14 protein-coding genes are annotated in these 19,739 nt (G+C 45.5%); 2 read left to right on the top strand and 12 right to left on the bottom strand.

Annotated features, from left to right (window positions below):
* Positions 1–237: 237 nt before the first annotated feature.
* Together ORJ01_RS03900 and ORJ01_RS03905 are read right to left on the bottom strand one after the other, a co-directional pair.
* On the bottom strand, positions 238–933 hold the full coding sequence (locus tag ORJ01_RS03900) for a hypothetical protein (RefSeq protein ID WP_306177032.1): 696 nt from the start codon (positions 931–933) through the stop codon (positions 238–240).
* 526 nt (positions 934–1,459) lie between these two features.
* Positions 1,460–2,572: a hypothetical protein gene (locus ORJ01_RS03905; RefSeq protein WP_306177033.1), complete on the bottom strand. Its 1,113-nt coding sequence runs from the start codon at positions 2,570–2,572 to the stop codon at positions 1,460–1,462.
* A 410-nt stretch (positions 2,573–2,982) separates the two neighbouring features.
* Between ORJ01_RS03905 and ORJ01_RS03910 the strand changes: the two genes are divergently transcribed.
* Positions 2,983–3,588: a tyrosine-type recombinase/integrase gene (locus ORJ01_RS03910; protein WP_236130258.1), complete on the top strand. Its 606-nt coding sequence runs from the start codon at positions 2,983–2,985 to the stop codon at positions 3,586–3,588.
* A 330-nt stretch (positions 3,589–3,918) separates the two neighbouring features.
* Here the strand turns inward: ORJ01_RS03910 and ORJ01_RS03915 are convergent, their stop codons facing one another.
* The 7 genes from ORJ01_RS03915 to ORJ01_RS03945 form a co-directional block, all read right to left on the bottom strand.
* On the bottom strand, positions 3,919–4,407 hold the full coding sequence (locus tag ORJ01_RS03915; protein WP_236130259.1) for an ankyrin repeat domain-containing protein: 489 nt from the start codon (positions 4,405–4,407) through the stop codon (positions 3,919–3,921).
* Positions 4,408–4,416: 9 nt separating this feature from the next.
* Complete coding sequence (locus tag ORJ01_RS03920) at positions 4,417–4,626, bottom strand: hypothetical protein (protein WP_236130260.1); 210 nt, start codon at positions 4,624–4,626, stop codon at positions 4,417–4,419.
* 161 nt (positions 4,627–4,787) lie between these two features.
* Complete coding sequence (locus ORJ01_RS03925; RefSeq protein ID WP_306177034.1) at positions 4,788–5,624, bottom strand: transposase; 837 nt, start codon at positions 5,622–5,624, stop codon at positions 4,788–4,790.
* A 507-nt stretch (positions 5,625–6,131) separates the two neighbouring features.
* A complete protein-coding gene (locus ORJ01_RS03930; protein ID WP_236130262.1) occupies positions 6,132–6,644 on the bottom strand; it encodes a hypothetical protein in 513 nt (170 codons plus the stop codon).
* Between the two features lies 1 nt (position 6,645).
* A complete protein-coding gene (locus tag ORJ01_RS03935) occupies positions 6,646–11,385 on the bottom strand; it encodes an RHS repeat-associated core domain-containing protein (RefSeq protein ID WP_306177035.1) in 4,740 nt (1,579 codons plus the stop codon).
* Between the two features lie 2 nt (positions 11,386–11,387).
* On the bottom strand, positions 11,388–12,197 hold the full coding sequence (locus tag ORJ01_RS03940; protein WP_306023538.1) for a hypothetical protein: 810 nt from the start codon (positions 12,195–12,197) through the stop codon (positions 11,388–11,390).
* A gap of 928 nt (positions 12,198–13,125) precedes the next feature.
* Positions 13,126–13,416, bottom strand: coding sequence for a hypothetical protein (locus ORJ01_RS03945; protein ID WP_306177036.1), 291 nt, complete (start codon positions 13,414–13,416; stop codon positions 13,126–13,128).
* Positions 13,417–13,480: 64 nt separating this feature from the next.
* Here ORJ01_RS03945 and ORJ01_RS03950 point away from each other — a divergent pair, with 64 nt between their 5' ends.
* Positions 13,481–14,464 (top strand): FAD:protein FMN transferase, encoded by a 984-nt coding sequence (locus ORJ01_RS03950; RefSeq protein WP_306177037.1) that lies wholly within the window; start codon positions 13,481–13,483, stop codon positions 14,462–14,464.
* Between the two features lie 64 nt (positions 14,465–14,528).
* Here ORJ01_RS03950 and ORJ01_RS03955 read toward each other — a convergent pair whose 3' ends face one another.
* Genes ORJ01_RS03955 through ORJ01_RS03965 form a run of 3 tightly spaced genes read right to left on the bottom strand, consistent with a single transcriptional unit; the run spans position 14,529 to position 19,739 of the window.
* On the bottom strand, positions 14,529–16,106 hold the full coding sequence (locus tag ORJ01_RS03955) for a hypothetical protein (protein WP_306177038.1): 1,578 nt from the start codon (positions 16,104–16,106) through the stop codon (positions 14,529–14,531).
* Positions 16,107–16,116: 10 nt separating this feature from the next.
* The gene (locus tag ORJ01_RS03960) at positions 16,117–18,537 is read right to left on the bottom strand and encodes a LamG domain-containing protein (protein WP_306177039.1); all 2,421 of its coding nucleotides are present in this window, start codon (positions 18,535–18,537) and stop codon (positions 16,117–16,119) included.
* A gap of 2 nt (positions 18,538–18,539) precedes the next feature.
* Complete coding sequence (locus ORJ01_RS03965; protein WP_306177040.1) at positions 18,540–19,739, bottom strand: hypothetical protein; 1,200 nt, start codon at positions 19,737–19,739, stop codon at positions 18,540–18,542.

Here is a 19,739-nt window from a genome sequence, read left to right on the forward strand (position 1 = left end):
TAGACCTCCGCCACCTCGCCGGTTAGTGCCAAATGGAGGCATTTCACTGGGCAATCAGCAAAGATCTTTTTGCAGTTCATAGCAATCTCTGCTTTACCTAATATCAAGTTTGTTCGACGATTTTTGCTTGCTTAACCATCTTAAACAATCTCGAACCTAAGCTGTGCCTTCACCTTTCCGATAGCGTAAATTTAGATTCCGGCTGCAGATTATCTTACATTGGCGATTTGGAAGCACTTAGAACGATAAACGCACGCCCACGTTCACCGTCGTGATTTTCCCGTACTCGTAGCCTGTGACCAGTGCGATGTTTGGTAGGAAATGCCAGCGTCCGTTCAAACCGATCAGAACGTCAGATTCGAAGGGATCTTTTCCGCTGGACGCGATACCACCTACCGCGGTGTAACGCACATGGCCCTGCAGATGCAAAGTCGGCGTTGCTGTCCAGATAGCGCCAATCTCCGCACCGATGCCGCTATCGTTAGCGTCGACATCTAGATTAAAACCTTCAGCGCGCGCATCCTTGAACTCGAGCTGGTCAAGGCTTAGCCGACCGTAGTAAGCCAACGTTTGCGAAACAGGGTATTGATAACCAACACCAATGCGCCAACGTTCCACGTCGTACTCACCTCTTACAGTGCTGGTGCCGCTGCGTATTTCAAGCTCTTGGCCAAGTGATGCATACTCGCCAAACAGGTGCATCTGATTTCCGAACTGCCATGCCCCACCAATAAATCCACCGCCATCAGCATCGCTTTCAAGATCGAGTGGGATATTCCCAGTGACCGCTGCGGATGTCTCAATGTCGTTGACAAAGCCGCCGACAATACCGCCCTCGATGTAGGTAAATCCGATATCGCCCGCACGAGCCATCGCGGGACCAGAAAAAGATAACGCAATCATTGCCATGATCATTCTGTGTTGCTTCAACATTTTTGTATCCTTAATTCTGAATTATCGGAGGTTTGGTTCGACTTACTATAGATCATAGATCGGTAAAACAAACGCCTAGCCCTCGATTGATAGATAAAAACAGTACTTTAAAATTGAGCTAAGTGAAAAATAGTCAATCGCATATAAAGTGCCATCCATTTGCAAGTGTTTGTAGTCAATGGAGCTGTAAGTCATAGCTGAAGACGTTGAATCAGTAGCGCAGCGCGTATTATTACAGAGTATGGGGTGTCGCAACTATCAAGGTTATCTTTATGGAAAACCTTGTCAAATACGACAGCTGAAAATTTGAGCGTCACTTGAGTTGTTTATCGAGATAATGCTGAACTACGTATCTGCAATATTATGGATAGGGGTCATTCAAACATCCAAAATCGCGCGTGGAAAATATCCGATTTTCGCTCTTTCCGGTAGGTGCCAAAAGCGGACATAATAGGGCGCGACGAAATCTGTGTGTTAGCTTGATTAGGGCGAGTCAAGAAAACCCCTCTCGTTTTTGTGTTTTCGGCTATTCTGGCTGCGTATCTAACATGAGCATCAATTTAAGAAACAGTATGTTACGCGAATCGTCAATATTGAAGTTGAATTTGAAATTTGTTTCATTGTTAAATCTTTCTAGGTAGTAGTGAATAAGCGGATCGTATTTTTCACCGTGAATATAAGTGTAAAATTTTCCTATCTCATAGCTCAGTTTACGACTGACTTCAGACCTAATTGATGGTGACGTGGTATTCACTAGGTCTATGATCTTCATTTCTTGAAGATTAGTTTTGATCTCTTTGATAAGTGGTTCGAGAGACTTTTTGTATTTATCAGCTAAGGGCTTGAGTTCAGGTTGAGATATCTCGGCTTCAAAAATCATAATAAGGTCGTCAATCTCACTATTATAGTAATCGTTATCTAACCTCTTTTTCGATTCAGCTTTCAGAATACGCAGCTGTTCACTAGGTTCGGTGCTAGCCTGAATCCGTTGTTTTGACAATTTGTGTTGGAATTCTGAGTATATGCTTTTTATTTTGTCTGATATTACATCGAGATAATTGTATCTGATGTTAAGAAATGCAAGTAATTCGTTCGAGTTAAGGTTCATGACTAAATCTGGCACATTAACTTCATTGCTATATAGATAAACAGTTAGCTCCCCGCTATTCAAATCACTGTCGAAAGGCCAACTTGCGAAACGCTTATAGTTGGATTGATTTAGATTAACTGGATGAGCACCAAACGAAGCTCTGATAGTCTTGAAGTAGCTGTTATCATCCTCATTAGAGAAGATACGATTGGCAAAGCACTTTTTCTCGCCCGCAAATGGCACTGTACTTGGGTTTATAAAGACACGATGTAGCTGAGTTATTGACTCAGATACAAGGTCAATAGACGATATGAGCGAGAACATTTGCATCACACGAACATCAATGTTCTTGTCTAAAGCCGGTTCATTCATTAAATGCCTGATCGAGACAGTTAACCAATCCATGCAGGAGCAAATTAGATTCCAATGGTTCTTACCATTTTTATCTTTATAAGTGTTGAAAACGAAGTTTGAGTTAGAATTTACTAAATCTCTAAACTCTGTAATTTTTTCATCACTAACAACGCTCTTCATTTCTCTAACACTCAAATGCATGCCTTAATGCAGGCAAAATAACACTAAAAAAACAGCAGTTCATTACCTCAGTTCACATGTAGGTGATTTAGCTTTGTATCGGGGATGACATGGCTGCTTTTCATTCATTATGCGGTGAGTTTTGCGCACGCTGGCAGTTCAGTGCCAATAGCAGACATTTACCTTGGCAAGCCCCGATGACCGCTTTGAGTTCTAAAGCAGTCATTAATTCAGCTAGTATCAAGCTGATGTAGCTGCTTTTAATTGCACATCATCTTAAGCAGTAATTCCTCAACCGTAGCTACCTTTTTATGAAGTGCGTGACCAAGCTTGCTATTAGTTGGGCCTGCTTAAATCCAATGCGGTTATTTTTTCTGCGACTCAGTCGATAACCCGATGTCACTACAAAACAACGAGACATCATCATGGCAAGTCGCATACCTTGGAACAAAGGCAAGATTATCGGCCAAAAAGCGCCGCTGCGCCAACAAGAGATTTGGTCTATTCGTGCCCGGCTGGAAATAGCCAACAACCTAAAGGAACTGGCTCTATTCAATCTCGCGATTGACTCTAAACTTAGAGGCTGTGATTTAGTCGCGTTGAAAGTCTCAGACGTGATGCGCTCTGGCGATATTCTGACTCGTACTAGTGTGGTACAGCAAAAAACCGGTACGCCGGTGATGTTTGAGATAATTACTCATACCCGTCAGTCGTTACGCACTTGGATAGCCCACGCTGAGTTAAGCCACGATGACTATTTATTTCCCTCGCGTAAGCATACTGTGCCGCACCTTGGCACACGTGCTTATGACCGACTTGTGCATAAATGGGTCAGATCGATTGGTCTAGATAGCAGCCTCTACGGCACCCACTCAATGCGCAGAACTAAAGTGTCTATTTTGTACAAACGCGACAAAAACCTTCGTGCAATTCAATTGTTGCTGGGACACAAGAAAATTGAGAGTACCGTCCGTTATTTAGGAATTGACGTGCAGGACGCTCTTGAAGCATCAGAAAACTTAGATATTTGAGATAACAGACATCCTCTATCAAGACGCACCAATTCCGGATAATTTTTTTATTTTAAGCACCTATTATTTGAACGCACTCTAAACCGCAAATGACAGCAGCTTGATCAGCATTAAGCAGCAGAACTGATCAGTCACCGCCAGCAGAAAAGATCAATTTGTGCAGCACCGCCAGCTGTAGGCGCTGCAGCAAAATGCCAGCCCTGCTGGTGAGCACTGATCACTTCTACTGGAAATGACTGATCAGGCTGCTGGGGATTTTGCATGGTTTGGATAGAAAAAAGGACACCGGGTTATGGGCGTCCACTCGCTGTATAAGGCAAAAAATTTATCTCAAGTTTCGTGCTTTTTTAAATTACGAATGTGAGCGAGATAATTTTTCATTTTTTCCCATTTAATTCCTGAAGGATAATCGTCTCCTGGTAATAATCCGTCATTATTTAATATATTTGGATTCGCTCCTTTCGACACTAAAAATTTTATGACTCCTAAATTATTTGCTTTGTGTAAAGGTGTTGAACCATTCCAATTTACGTAGTTAACATCGGCACCATACGAAACTAATATTTTTATGAAACTAAGTTTGCTATGGCTATGCAAAGCCGATGTCTGCAAAAAATCATTGCTTGTCTTGGCTCCACGCTTAAGACACTCTTCGAGAATCTGGATATCATTGCAACAATGCAAGTATGGGGAAATACCTTTACATAGTTCATCACCTCGCCATCCTTGCTCAAGGTATTGTATCGCTTCATCATATGTCTCACAATAATGTAGCGGGGTGGCTTTAATAGATGAACCATAATAGTTCAATGGCTTCATGTTTCGTCCTTAGCACTTAACCTTGCAGGTTCCATTGTTACTAACGTCAACAATGCCATCAAATTTTTCCCTCACCACATTTGCTTCTTTAGTATTTAGCTTTTCTGGGACATAGCCATGATATTCATTACTTGGTGTTCCGTTATTTTTGAGAATAACAACTTCTTTATTATTGACGTCGACGCCTACACGAGCATCAGTATTTTTTCCAAGCGGCACAGAATTATCTAGGGCAGCTTGACCATCAGTTGGTTTAGGGGAAATAATTTCACCCGAAGATTTTTTTGGTGAGTTGCCGTGCTTTTTATACCCTGAATCATTGTAAATTAACTTATCTGTAACATCGACATATCTCTGAGCAGCATTATAATACCTCAGGGTCAGGTCTTGCTTTTTGCCACTATCTTACTCACCCGCGAGTAATGCAAGCCAAAATGATTGCCAATCTGCTTCAGAGTATAAGCGCCGGAATTGTGCGCTGCAGTAATAGCTTCATTTCGCGTTTTTGCTAATTGTTCATATTCTGCCAGCGTTTTAGCAGCAACGCGCCGCTGCTTTTTCGGAATGTCAGCTAACTTATCCGGCTCAGTTAACAGTGCTAAATGGCTTTGCACAAAGTCGTCACTACCTAAAAAAAGCTGATTCGTCAACTTATCCCATACGGCAATACCCTGGCCCTGCTGCACAAAGTCTGCGTATTTTTCTCTGGCAGTTTTACGTTGTTTGCCAAACATACTCAGTAACGCATCTGTTGCCAACCAGGAGGGGGAAACTGTTGCCCCCATCACCGCATGCCAGCTACTCCATGGCCAGTCATCTAACACCTGTACCATATTGGCTCGGATGGGGTTAAGCACAATATAGCGACTTAGCTCCAGCAAATAGGCATCTTTGTCGACCAATATGGCTTTATAGCGCCCCTGAAAAAAATGCCCTACCCGTTGGTGTTTTCGGTTTATCGCCTGGGTATAAGTGCCGTTAAGTTGCCGCATACCTTTACTGAGGTTGGCATCGGGTGTCTCTACCAGCAAATGATAGTGGTTCGTCATCAAGCAATAGGCATGTACCAACCAGTTATACTGCTCGCATACCTTATCCAGCAGCGTTAAAAACAGTTCGAAATCGGTATCGTCAAAATAGATGGCTTTACGCTCATTGCCCCGGCTGGTGATATGGTAAAGCGCCCCTGCAAATTCCAATCTCAGTGGCCTTGCCATGTTGCATACTCCAGGTGGTGTTGGCTGTGGCTAAACTCTAGCCCATCTGGCAGAAAAGGCAAAAAGCAAGACCTGACCCTGAGGTTCCCGCACTATACATTCCGATTGCCATACCAATTAATTGTAAAAACTCGCCATCAGGATCAGTATATTTATATGGGTTGTTATTAGCATATGCATAACGATTAAAACCCATCGTTGGATTTCCGCGTTGCATATGCCCTAAGAAATCTACAGGGTCATTACTCTAGAACCGCCCTATAACTGGATCATAGTATCGTGCCTGCATATACATTTATCGACACTAAGAAACAAAACATATCATCAATAAATTTATGTATTACAGCATGTTATCAGTATAGCTAAGTTTATGGATTTGGGCTTATTGAGAGCAAAAAACAAAGCCCCGCGAGTGCGAGGCGATGTGGTTGGATTCAATCGGGGCCAAATTTTACTTTGCTTTCTTTATTTCTCTGGCTAACGTGCGTAGAGATTAGAGTCGCTAATCTACTTTATGTATACATTTGCCCATTCTTTTTGCGCTAGAATCAGGGAGTCTATTTCTTCTTGGTTTAGACCTTTGAAAACATCCCTGTAAGTCTTGTCTTCACTTTTGTCCATTACGGTAAACAAAGAAAGCCCTGTTTGCAGTTCACCTAACCTGCGGGAAAACCCTAAAATCCTTGATATATGCTCGTCTTTAAAAATTAATAAATAACTAAACTTTGCAGATTCATATATGACCCAATAATCTGACTGAATTTGCTCAACGTTTAATTCGAGTTTATATTCATTAGTAATAACTCGCTCGCTGAAAGGTTCTCTAGTTTTAAGAACCGAACTCTGACTCTTTAAATATATCGCATTTAAAGCCTGCTTTTTACTCATTCCAATAGCAAAGCCATAGGCTTCACCTGCTGAATATGAATAAACACCAGAAGGTCTAAACACATACAAATCAAAAATTATCAAAATGAAAATTGCAATTGAAGCGATTGTGAACAGTTTGATTTTATTCATTTCACTGATTCTCTGGTCTTTCACTAGTTGACCGCCCACTATGCAAGTCTGGGTTAAATCCAGAGGGATTAAATTCCTTAGGAATTGCTCCCCCAGCACCATTGATTAAGTTTCTAGTGCTAGTATGGCAGTTTCCTTCATTAGGGGTTGCTCCACCATCCAATGCGGGTATCGCCGAATAGTCCAGAGGCTCCAAAGTTGCCATAAATTCACCTTGGCTCAATACTGCTCGGTCAAATTGGTCTGATGTCATGCCCTCAGGAGGCTGAATAACTATAGAATCAGTTATATCGCCATTTGCTAGCGCTTGAACATCAGCAGCATGATTTTTACCAAATACATTCTTACCATTTACTTCTAAACTACTTAGTATGACAGGATCTCCCTTGCCAGTGGATACGATAACCATTGAATGAGATCCAGCTTTTCCAATACCGTAATCAATGTCCAAGTTCCTTGAAGCAACCACTACTACACGTCCATCTGGGTCGGTATATTTATATGGATTATTGACTGCGTAAGAGTAACGGTTAAAACCCATTATCCCTTCTGCGTTACTAAGGTGCTCTACGGCCCCAACCGGATCATTCGAATAGAACCTCCCAACAACCGGGTCATAATACCGCTGCTGCATATAAGTTAACTGCAGATCGTTATCTTCCACATGGCCGGTATAGCCTGGTTCGTCCGATTGAGTTCTTGGATCGGCATATTTGGCGACCAGTTGGCTACCTAAGTAGTAATAGTCGGTATAACCATTATTTTCATAAGTGCTCATCAAAACCCCGGCGCTGTTGTACAAGCTATAGGTTTTTGCGCCGTTTTTGTTTTTGATTATCCGTCGGCCATGGCCGTCATATACATAGCTGTTAGTGCCTGAGCTGGTTAAGCGATTAGCGCGGTTAAAGTTAAAGGCCCTTACACCATTATTGGTAACATTACCCCGGTTATCGTAACCAAAACTTTGACTCAGACTACCACTTATACTGGCAAGCTGGTTATTGCCATTATAGGAATAAATAATGTCCTGTGCACCCAACGTCTTGCGGGTAATATTCCCCAGTGCGTCATAACTAAAACTGCCAGCGCCCCAAAATCCATTCGCTGTTTTTAATCTGCCAAGGCCATCATACGTCATATTAGTCATACTATTTGACGGCGTTACAGCATCGGTTATTGAAGTAAGATTACTATTGCTATCATAACTATAAAGTTGAGACAGTAAGTTAGCCGATTGACTCACTCGGCGTAGCTCTGGCCTTTGCTGATTATCCAAAGTTTGATTAAACGTTAACGCATTACCATAGTTGAAACTTTTAAGCTGCCCGTTTGGAAAGTACTGCGCATTCGTCGCATAACTGCCGCTGCTAAGCGAACGCCCTAATGCATCCACCGTAAAACTAACATTTCGGCCTGACGGATAGCTTAGTGATGTCATGTGTCCCAGACCGTTGTAGGATGGGTCGAGAACAAACGCGAGACCATCCACTAAAAGGGTCTCCTTCTCAACCATGCTTTGTGAATTGTATTGATATTCCCAAGCTGTTGAACCCGAGGTCAGATTTGTTAAGCTTCCCTGATTATCATACGTATATACACTGTTACCACTACCATCTGGATAGCTGATTTGCCGGATGTTTCCGATGTTGTCATACGTAAAGTTAATCTTTTCACTTGCCAGTACACTGGCCGTGGAGCAAGCGTTATTCGCACCTGATGCGCCTTTAGCTTCCCAGATGACATCACCTACGATGTTATAATCATATGCCGTCGCGCCTACATCAGGACGATACAAACGGCATAACCGCTGCTGCGCATTGTAAAAACGCAATTCTGTCACGCCCCCTTGAAGGACACTTGAAACGTTATCAAATACAGAGTAATTAATCGCGGTTGAAACATCTTCTGGTTGACTGATAAGGGTGGGAAGTTTCTGCTCGGGTGAGCCAAACGCCCGAAAGGTGGTTGTGCTGCGGTTGCCTAAACTATCAACTGTTTCTACCCGGTTGTTCGTTAAATAATAATAGTCAACACCCGTGTTATCGACGGTGGAGTATTGCCGTTTAACCCGCTGTAATCCATCGTAAAGGGTTGCCTGACCATTGGGTTCGTCGTCATTCTCACTAGGAAACGACGTGAATACAGGTTGGTTGTAAGCATCAAATTGCTGGCGTACATACACGTTGATATTGCGCGCCGTATCACGTTCACGGGTTAATAATGGCCTGAACAACGCATCCATCTCAATCCGCTTTTCATAAGCCCCCCGTGTTATTGTTTGAACAAAACGCCCATTTTGGCTGCTGTAATCAATGACCGTAGGGGCCCAAGGTGCGGGAGGCGTAATTAACGATAATCGTCCTAGGGCATCATAAGCATAGCTTGACGTGTGGCCTCTAAAGTTGGTAACACTTTGTATTTCACCACGGTCGTTGACACTTTGATAGGCACTTTGAACAGCAGATGCGGTATAACGGCCAGGTAAGGTAATTTGTTGGGGGATACCACGCTTATAATTATTGAATTCGACCCAACGATTTGGCGCATTGTAAGTCTGGCGTAACAGATTTCCGATAGCACCACCGCTGGTATGGTAAGTGTTTGAACTGATGAGTGAGCCGAATTGATATTCCTGATGAGGAAGTAATTTACTCGCAGAATTAGCAGCATAGTAAGTCGTTTGGTTGACAGTCGTCCAGCTACTATTGTTAGACGATAACTCAGTCGTTGTGGGTAAGTTCAGCACCCATAATGCAGTGTCATGTTGATAGTTAAACCGCTTGTAGCGCGTACCACTTGGCCCCGTTTCTGACACTAAGCCTGGTTGTCCGTAGATATTATACTGGCTATAGGTGGTAGAAAACGACGTTGGTGAGCCATTACTATAAAGGGTGGTTTTAAGGTTTCCAGGATAAATGTTGTTTTCATGCATTGCTTGATTTTCAAACACTTTTTGACATTCATCGCTGATAAGTTCGATTACAGGATATTGTGAAGGCTTACAAGAAACCATCCTTACCTTACCCACTTTAGGTACTGTGACGTAGCTGGTTTCAACCGCTTTTAATAAGCTAGAAGCATTAGTATCGTAGTAAAGTGTCAATACCTCTTTGCCTTCAAGTACGCCAAAATTTCGGTTAAACACATGCACAGTTTTACTTCCGTCTGGATTGACGACGGATGTAGAGCGCAAATTCATCAGGGAATGACCCGCCGGCGCAAAAGGTAATCCAGATAATGCTGCAGGCTGAGGGGTTGTCGTCATTTGTCTTGGTGAGCCCGCGTTTTGAGAGTATTGGTAGTTCCAAACGAGTGAATTATTGTTAAATTGAAGCTCTTTTTTAGCAATGGCCGGGTTCGTCAAGCACCGTCCAACATTATGCTCCCCATACCAAGGCGAGGCACTTCCGCCGGGTGGAGAATAGGGTACATTGGTTCTACCAAATTGGGCCGCTCTGTGCGTTAAAACAAACACGGCTCCCTCAGGATGGGTTAACGTAGACACGTTATCCTGAGGTGATATAACAGCACAGTCTGCCAGTGTTGGTTGCGATGCGCTGATACCGCCATAGAGATCAAACGTTAAATTAAATTCCCATTTTTTGTTGTCAGGGCGAGTAACTGACTTGAGTACATCTTTGTACAGTAAATCCCGATTGTCATATACGGTGTTATACGCATAATGCCATTCTCTACCATGAGAAGTGATCTTCGATACTCTGTCCGTATTTTGCCCCGCCTCATAGACAATATTGATTTCTCGGCCATCTGTAGCAGAAATTTTAGTCAATTTATTGGAGTATGTTAAAAACTGACTGGCGCTGCCATACGGTAATGTTGCTGACTGATATTCAAAATTGACTTCATTATTAAAGCGATCACGAATTTTACTGACCTGAATGTTGAGGGTATATGAACGCAATAGCACGGCAGCATCGTAGTTTGGATTGAGCACGTCAGCTTCTTGCTCTACCTGAACCAAGGTTGAGGGCACCAGTCTGACGACATCGAACGTATAGATAACGCCTTCGGGAGACGTTGCCTCAAAACCGTATCGGTTTGTAAGGCAATTAATTTTCCAGTTATCAGCATACCGCGCATTTTGTATCCCTCCTCCTGCATCGTAGGCCATTCTGAGCTTCTGATTGGTCACGCCTGGAATATCCAGTGTGTCACCGCTCCAATATTGCATAGCCCCTACTGTTGCAAACTCGGTATCAACCCATTCAGGCTCCAATCGTCCACAACCTGGAAAATGGCTGAGTTGACCCGGACGATATTCAAGCGTGGTTGTGGTAATACTTGGGATCTCCAAGCTCCAATCACCAAAGCTGGCATTGTTGCCGCGATTATTCTTAGAGCCTCGATAGCTGCGACGTATTTCAACAGGCAATGCATTATTGCCTTTTAATGCAATGTCAGTATGTTGAAAAGTGATTGAGCCTGTGTTTAAGTCAACCTTGTCACCAAATAAGGCGGTTGTCTCTGGTGTAATATGCTCTTTAACTTCCATCCTAGATAGCGCAAGCTCAGTCATCAGTTTTAGCTTATCGTGACTGCCCGCAGACATTACCCGGGATGAATTTGCTTGCTCTGCTTCGAGTAACCGCAAGCCCGAATGACTTTCCATCGCATTCATAAACAATGCTGATAGCTCCTCTCGCTCTTTTTGAGAGTATGCCTGTGTGCTGAACGATAAAAACCCAAAAATGAGAACCGATACAGTCAATTTAGTATTCATGATTATTGCTCCTTGCGCTCACCAAAGGGTTTAAGTTCCGTCTTTTTAAGCATGCTACCCGCTTGATTACTCTCACCAATCACACTACCTAGGATGTCGGTATGTATGTAGGTCACTGCTGCGGAGGTATTAATCGTTAAGACATGAGACCAATCTGAGCATTGTGCAGAGGCGTTACATCCACGAACTTGATAGCTATAAATGTTATTTGTGCTGATGGCGACATTATGGGTCCGGGTTGTACCTTTATTGATTTCAGGTTGCCAAACACCGTTCACGTTCTGTCTGATCCGATATGATGACACGTTAGAAACAGCACCCCATGCTACTGTTAAAGTGTTGCCGGAGAATGATGCCGTTAAATCTGCAGGTGCTTTGATATATGTCCCTGTCGGACTGCCACCTGTAATATTAAACGTTTGTGTATAGGCGTAATCACTGCAACCATGTAAATTACTGCAAGCCGCGACGCGAAATAGGTAACTATTTCCGGCTTGAAGGAAACGGCTCTGACTGTTATTGTAAAGAATATCATCGTTACCCCAGCTGCTATTGGTTGCCTGGCCGATAAGAAAATAATCATAACTGCTGTTTACTACCCATTGTAAACTTACGGTTTGCCCAGAAAGGGTGGCTTGCGTGTATTGCGGCACTTGAGGCGCGCAATACCCCCCAATTGTCGCCACATCACATTCCATCATAAGTGAGGCTTGCTCTTGCGTTTGTTTTGTTTCTTCAGAAAGTTCAGCACTCGTTTTTGCATAAAGTGTTGGTGGTAGGAATAAAAAAGCAATGAGTAAGACCCTAAACATAAGTGCAACCTCCGTGTTTTGATTTACAATCAATTATTTGTTTATATTGTTATTTTTATTAACCTAAGATTTAACAAGGTAGCCCAATGAATAACCATGTCAAGAATGTAATGAAAAAATGTTTTTATATTTAACATTTGGATGTGTTAATTATTTGAATCACCACAACGTCAATTTTAACAAAACGTTTTTAAGGGGGGCAACTGCAGTTATGGGTTAAAGCCGGTGGTATTCCATTAAAACATGCCAGTCACTGACTTAGAAATAGTCTGGGAAGTCCAGTCTGGTGATTAAGACTTTGGTAAGGTCGTTATACTTTGGCATCTAAGTCATTTAAGTTCGACTTAAAAAAGCATAAAAATTAATGTGAATGATGGATATTAGGCTTTCGCTATACGATGAGTCTTCAATCAAATTAAAAAGCATTATGTCAGCTTGTGCAGTAAAGCAGACATTCGTATGTGCCTAATGATGTGGAGAGAAATTTCTGCTATTCGCCCAAAGCAGCAATAATCTTAGAACCGAAATACTCCTTAGCCTGATGTGCTTTTAAATCCCATTACGTTGCAAGCCGTGCAAGTTTGCACGACCAAGGTTTTAAGACGAGGGGTGTTTGAGTGAGGTGCGGTAGCGCCGAGCGAGTTACCTCGTCGCCTTGGGCGGGCAAAATTGAACGGGCTTTCGCCGCAACGTGGGTCGAATTTTCTTTGGGTACTTTCTTTTGGCGAAACAAAAGAAAGTACCTCGCCAACGGCGAAAAGGTTAAGCGCTCATCATCACCTCGGATGAGTTTAAAACGTTATAAAACGTTATAAAACGTTATCAACCTCTCTAGCGGTTAATCCTGTTACTAACATTCACAATCTAAACCACTTGCTTCCTTTCCTGCGACTTGCTCGCTTTTAAATCCCATTACGTTGCAAGCCGATCAAGTTTGCTCGACCAAGGTTTTAAGACGAGGGGTGTTTGAGTGAGGTGCGGTAGCGCCGAGCGAGTTACCTCGTCGCCTTGGGCGGGCAAAATTGAACGGGCTTTCGCCGCAACGTGGGTCGAATTTTCTTTGGGTACTTTCTTTTGGCGAAACAAAAGAAAGTACCTCGCCAACGGCGAAAACGTTTTTAATAGGGTGGCAAACCGCAACTTCACCCCGTGGTTTATTTAAAAATCCACTGCTAATTGCAGCCCCGTCACTATAATCAAACTGTTGAACAACAAACATTGAGTCAGCGCCTGTGCTCTGCAACAATGTCCCCTTCTTAACCATGAATAATGAGATCCTCGCCATGCGCGTTATACCTACTCACCTCCGCGCTTTGTTGTATCTTTGGCTCATTAGCGGGCTATGGCCAACGTTTGCCGAAGCAGAGTGGCAGCGCCAGCCGTTTCAAACCATGGGCACGCAAGCCTATGTCGAGTTTTGGACTGACGATAACAGCCAAGGGCCCTTGCTGATCAGGGCTGTGCAAAACGAATTTGAACGCATTAATCAACTGATGAGCCCCTACCTTGAAAGCAGTGAGCTGAGCTTACTTAACCGCGATGCTAGCCAGCAAGCAGTCACTATCAGTGCAGAGTTTTACCAGTTGTTACAGCAAGCCGAACAGCTCGCCGAATTAAGCGCCGGGGCCTTTGACATTAGCTTTGCTTCGGTCGGGTTTAGCTATGATTATCGCCAGCACGTCAAACCCAGTGTCGAGGATTTAGCCGCGCAGCGCAGTTTAATTAATTACCGGCATATTCAGCTGCTGGCCAATAACCAAGTACGCTTTGCTAAAGCCGGTGTCAAAATAGATTTAGGCGGTATCGCCAAAGGCTATGCGGTGGAAAGGTCTATTGCGTTACTGGCGCAAGCGGGCATTCAACATGCGTTAGTTACCGCCGGCGGTGACACGCGCTTATTGGGTGATAAACGCGGTCGTCCTTGGTTGGTGGCCATTAAACACCCACGTAAATCTGACGATATCGTAGCGCAATTACCGCTGATTAACAGCGCGATTAGCACCTCAGGGGATTATGAGCGGTTCTTTATCGAAGATGGCGTGCGTTATCATCATATTTTAGATCCGAAAAGCGGTACAAGCCCTTCGGGTTTAATGAGTGTAACCGTGTTAGGCCCCGACACCACACGCACCGATGCGCTATCGACTACCTTATTTGTGCTAGGGCTTGAACGAGGTATGGCACTGATTGAGCAACAGGCAGACTATGAAGCGATTTTTATCAGCAGTGAGCATCAACTGTATTTTTCATCGGGTTTAGCGCGCTAGCCCCTAAGGTGAAACAACCCACCCCAGCGCCAGCGCAACGTGCTATATCAATTGCTCTGCGCCATTAAACGATAGGCGCAAACGCCGTTAAGCGATCTTGGCTGGCGGCATTACCTAAACCATGGAAAGGCGCGACCTCACTGAGTCGCCCTTGCTCACCATGCAAGGCTAAATAATTGAGCATCACCGTTTGTACTAATAAATTGACATTATTGGCGGCCATCGATGAGCCCGTTTCAACCGAAGCATCGGGGCGCATAAAACCAATTTGCTGGTGACGCGCTTGCTCGAGCGCCGTGCTCCCCAATAAACTGGGGCGACCATTCGGGTTATACACCAGCATAGCTGAGGCGGCAGTTGATGAGTTATCACCGGTCCACTCGCCTTTACCACGGCCATTTACGCTGTCATCAACACGGCCATTACTGGCCACCGAACCATCAGAATACAGATAAATCATCAAAGGCTGATTACGTCTAGCGGCATATTCTAAGCAAGCGCCAATACAGCGGCCTGCGCGCAAATCACGTAGCTCGCCAGTACCCCGCTCGCCGGTGTGATAATCATAACCACCAATGGTTACGGTGCCGGCTCCAGCAAAACCATTGACCACCAGCTTCATCACCGACGCGGTTTTACGAAATTCGGCATCACTATTAAATTCAGCGCTGGTAAAAATACCACTATTACCCACAATATCCGGATCGGCAGCCGGATCCAGGGTCGCAGGATTACCGAAACGGTCGGCCAAATCAGCGCTTTTAACATAACCACAACGCACCAACTCTTTAATGACCTGATCCCGACTTACCGCCGAGTTCACCCGCGCTAATTTGTTATCACTTAAACGCTGGATCGATTCCATAACGGCAACGGCATCGTTTTGATCAAGCAGGCCAAACAAGTCGCCAACATCGACTAAACCGGTAACATCACTGGGCCTGTCAATCTTGGTTGGCCGCCACTCTGGATTATAAAACTCAGCTGGTGCCATCGAGTTAGCGCCAGAATCCGAATTACGCGAGCCAATCAAAGGCATCAGCGAGCCATTAGCACCGGCTTTGGCAATAGCATACATCGGATTATGGGGGTTATTGCCAGTATCATTTTCGGAGCGAGAGGGGATCACCGCGCCATTGGTCATGGCTTGCGTAGCCATGGTGGTTCGCTCTAATATGCCGGCTAACAATTGTGAATCACTGTGAAACGCTAAACCCAACTGCGTATTGACAAAACCACCGGCCAGATTGGCGGCATTCACTGCGCTGGGCACCATATCGGCGGGCAAACCTAATTTGCTATAGCCTTGGGTTGACAGAAAATCTAACTGCCCCCCCGCGCCTCCGACCAAAATATTAGAGCCTGCGATGTTGGCGCCACCAGCCAGATCAAAACAAATAAAGGGGATCTTCCCTGCACCTTCGACGTTGATACCGCATTGGTTTTTCAACATTTCCAAATCAGGCGACAAACTGGCGTAAGCTTTAGTGGGATTGGCAAATAAGCTAAATACCGAGCCTGTGGTTAAGATGCCGGCGCCAATACTCATGCCGCAAGCAATAAAGTCGCGCCGGGTAACGGGCTTGCTATGACAGGCATGTAACAGCGGCGCGTCCGGGTGTAAGGCTTTTTTCGATTTCATCAAGAGCTCCTTAATACACGAGCATTTGTGCGCTCGCCAGCACCGCAGTGCAGGCGGCTTTAGCGATGGTTTGAGTGCGCTGGCTATCACAACTGCCATGACATTGGCTTAACCTGTCAACTAGGTTATTTAGCTCTACTCGCGCATCGCTGTTAGCGATATCTGTGGCCGCTTGCAGGGGCATAAAACGCTGCAGTAGCGGCTCAATCAAGCTATCTCGATTTGTGGGGCTCAACGCTTCAGCAGGACTAGCATTAAAATCAATGGTCGGAAACCACGCACTGCGCAACGTCGAATTACTGATTGCCGCGTTACAGTAAGCAATCCCTAACTGAGTAATGGCCATTTGCTGCGCTGAAATAAAGGTTTCGATATTCGGCGTTGCCGGTAACTGCCGCACTATGGTTTGATAGGTATTGGCTACCGCAGGGTTCGCTTGTGACACGCCAGTAAGCTGACTCATGCTGGCATGGATTGCCGCGAACGGCCGGATGCCAATATCGCTGCTACTGGAACTTGCCATACTGACGTCTTGTTGCGGAAAGCTTACCTTGCTGCGCACATTGCTAAAGGCACCAATCTCAGCGAACGATAAGAAAAACTCATCGCTACTCGCGCCCGACTCAGCCGCAATAATCGTGCCTAGGGCCGATAAGGTGTGAGGCTCGGTCAACACCGTGCCAGTGGGTACGTTAAAGCGTTGCTTGATCCACGCTTGACCGCCGCTGCTCTCTTTACCGTTAATCGCTAACGCCATGCCGCTGATCGTTACATCAGCAGATAAAGTGGCACCGTCTAAATTAATCAGATAAGGCTGACTAAACAGGTAAGAGTAATTATCAAACTGCGCCACCTCAAACACGATGTAGCTTTGCGGTAAGTCAATTAAGTGGCCTATGGCAAACGGCAAATAGAACTTCTGGCCAACGCCAATACTGAAGTTTTGAGTGATTTGTGCTGCACTAAGCGCACGGTTATGAATGGCCAGTAACCGCACACTGCCCTGCCACTGCCGACTACCATCCGCCTCGCTGCCAAGCATTAAGGCAAAACTGTCATCCCAGTTACTGATACTCGCCGCTTCGCGCCGCACACCACTGTCTTGGCCATTGACATAAATACGCTGGCCGTTAACCGGATCTTGCGTGAGCACCACATGTTGCAAACTGGCTTGCAGTAGCTCATCGGCATCGGCGGTGCTCAGTGCCGGCTGCCCGGCAAAATTGCTTGCACTGCTGCGCAGTAAAAAATCATAGTTGTATTGGGTTTGCCCTAAGGTCAAGTTTCTGCTAATGGCACTGCCGGCATAACTGACAATGGCCGCAGGCCCTGCTTGCACTACGTTGGCGGGGATCAGCCAGGCTTCAATGCTGAGCTCTCCGGTTGCGCCAATCAGCCGAGCCAATTTGGCACTGCTCTGGGTGCTGGCTTGCGCCCGACCACTGTTAATTTGCAAGCCCCAGCCAGTTAACCAGTTAAAATCGCCCTGTAAGGTTAAATTGGCCGCAGGCTCAACACCTGAAGTATCAAACGCTTGGCTACCTTGCCCCTCTTTAAATTGATAAAACGCAATTTGGTCACTTTCATAACGCCCACCGCTAGAAGCCACAACGCCATCTTCAAGTCGCAAGGCTTTAGAGGGCACTAAGGTAGGATCCAGTTCCGTTAAGGGTACAGCTTCGGCAATTTTGGTAATGGCAGCTAGCATTTGCGCCGCATCATTCGCACAATCGGACCAGCAGTTATGAAACTCTCCTCCTAGCCTGGCCACTAGGCGGGATAATGCGGGCCGATCTAAATTAATTAAACTACGGCTTGCCTGATAAGCCGCACTGAGATCATTGGCAGCAAAAAAAGGCGCTTGCGCTACCGTCGCAGAAGGCGCGTGGCAATTGACACAATACTGCCGCACCAAAGGATAAACTTCGGCGGCAAATAAGCCCGGGCTCTCGGGCAAGGCTTTACTGGCACCGGCATCTCGGATCACCGGGGCAACTAATCGAACCGCAACTTGCTCCGCTCCGCTGGTATTGCCCCAGTTGCGTAACCACTGCGTAATGGTGTCAGCACAGGCAGTATTACTGCTTAGCCAGCAATTATGGCCACCCGCAACTTTTTGCACCAGCAAGGATTGCGCCGGATCGGCTAAATTAACCAAGGGTAAGGCGGCAGTGTAAGCCAGGTTAATATCATCACGGCGCACAAAAAAGGGTGCGGTATTACCCGGTTGATGGCAACTGCCACAGCGGTTGTCTGCCACCAAGTTATCCCACAAATTGAGTTTAAACTGCTGAATATCGGTAGTTTGAGGTGCAGGGCCGTTATAGTTGTTCGTGTTATTTGGTAACGCTGGCGGCGGATTTTGCTCAACTTCTGCGCCACCACAACCGAGCAACAGCATACTGGCCAGTACTAGCAAGAAAATTCGCATGTTCACTCCCCCATACAATAGGTGGCGGTGTCGGCGAACACCTGCTTTAAGTTATAACCGCTTTGACTAAACCGGTCGCGGGTTTGTTGGATCAGGTTGACATCGGCCAGGCTTTCTGGCGGCCGCAAACAGGTGGTTTCGAATACTTTTTTCACCTGACACTGTGCAAACGCCACCGAATTGGCTAATTCTTGACCTAAGCTTTTCGCGCCATAACCCTCACCCGGTAAGCTGTTATCCCAACCCAGAGCTTGATTGCGCCCTTCCCGCCAATAGTTTTGCCAAAAATCATCTTCGGTTTTGTAACCCAGCGGAAAATTACCCGAGTTAATATGGTATTTCGGCTGAACGCGACTACCGGTTTGATCATGACTACTGCCTGTTGGCTGATAAAACAAGCGACCATTTTCCCCCGTTTCATCGGTAAATTGATAATCGTAATAAGCAAAAGCTTGCGCCAGCGGATCCATCCCGGCATGGCAGGCAACACAGCGATTATGAAAAATTCGGCTATCGCCACCGGGGCTGCGACTGACATCTTGGCGGATCCGATCGGTAGGCGTACTGCCATCTTTCAATGGCTCTAAATCGGTGCACAGCTGGCTCATTAACGTAAAACGCAGCATGGCACGATTGGTCCCTAAATAGAAAAACGCTTTTGCGCCAGCGCGACTGGTCATCACACCGGCACTGGCCTCAGCGGGAATGCCCAGCAAACTGCTTTGCGAGCGCGGTTCCAAATACTGTTGTAAATCGACCCCTTGCTGATCTAACGCAGCGTAATGCGCATTGTTATTGGCGGCGTAAGGCGGTAAGCCTAAGCTGTCCGCTGCCACATACAGCACGTCGGTTTGCAAAATCTGCCGAAAATCAACGTTATCACGCACCAAACCAATAATAGTGGCACTGTAATCATTCAGCGGTTCAAAAATATCCAAATCACGATTGGTGGCCGGCGAGGCAAACAACTTTAGTGTGGTGCGATAAAAGTCTGGATGCTGCATTGCCACATTCGCTGCAGCCTGGGCGTTACCCTGCTCCAGCAACGTGGTCATTTGCTGCAAGGTTGCCGCATCAGCTGGCACGCCAGCTAAGCGATCATGTAAGCGTTTGGCTTGCTCTAAAGCACCAGCCGAGGCGGTAGAACTGCAGAACAGCGCTAACAATAAGCCGAGTAAAAGCCGCTTAGTATAGCTTTGCAT

Source organism: Alishewanella sp. SMS8, from assembly GCF_030737935.1.
GTDB classification, from domain to species: Bacteria; Pseudomonadota; Gammaproteobacteria; order Enterobacterales; family Alteromonadaceae; genus Alishewanella; species Alishewanella maricola.

Bases quoted from the DNA above. Each gene is read 5' to 3' on its own strand.
- ORJ01_RS03900 (WP_306177032.1), bottom strand. From the start codon at position 933: ATGTTGAAGCAACACAGAATGATCATGGCAATGATTGCGTTATCTTTT.
- ORJ01_RS03910 (WP_236130258.1), top strand. From the start codon at position 2,983: ATGGCAAGTCGCATACCTTGGAACAAAGGCAAGATTATCGGCCAAAAA.
- ORJ01_RS03915 (WP_236130259.1), bottom strand. From the start codon at position 4,407: ATGAAGCCATTGAACTATTATGGTTCATCTATTAAAGCCACCCCGCTA.
- ORJ01_RS03925 (WP_306177034.1), bottom strand. From the start codon at position 5,624: ATGGCAAGGCCACTGAGATTGGAATTTGCAGGGGCGCTTTACCATATC.
- ORJ01_RS03930 (WP_236130262.1), bottom strand. From the start codon at position 6,644: ATGAATAAAATCAAACTGTTCACAATCGCTTCAATTGCAATTTTCATT.
- ORJ01_RS03935 (WP_306177035.1), bottom strand. From the start codon at position 11,385: ATGAATACTAAATTGACTGTATCGGTTCTCATTTTTGGGTTTTTATCG.
- ORJ01_RS03940 (WP_306023538.1), bottom strand. From the start codon at position 12,197: ATGTTTAGGGTCTTACTCATTGCTTTTTTATTCCTACCACCAACACTT.
- ORJ01_RS03945 (WP_306177036.1), bottom strand. From the start codon at position 13,416: ATGTTTGTTGTTCAACAGTTTGATTATAGTGACGGGGCTGCAATTAGC.
- ORJ01_RS03950 (WP_306177037.1), top strand. From the start codon at position 13,481: ATGCGCGTTATACCTACTCACCTCCGCGCTTTGTTGTATCTTTGGCTC.
- ORJ01_RS03955 (WP_306177038.1), bottom strand. From the start codon at position 16,106: ATGAAATCGAAAAAAGCCTTACACCCGGACGCGCCGCTGTTACATGCC.
- ORJ01_RS03960 (WP_306177039.1), bottom strand. From the start codon at position 18,537: ATGCGAATTTTCTTGCTAGTACTGGCCAGTATGCTGTTGCTCGGTTGT.
- ORJ01_RS03965 (WP_306177040.1), bottom strand. From the start codon at position 19,739: ATGCAAAGCTATACTAAGCGGCTTTTACTCGGCTTATTGTTAGCGCTG.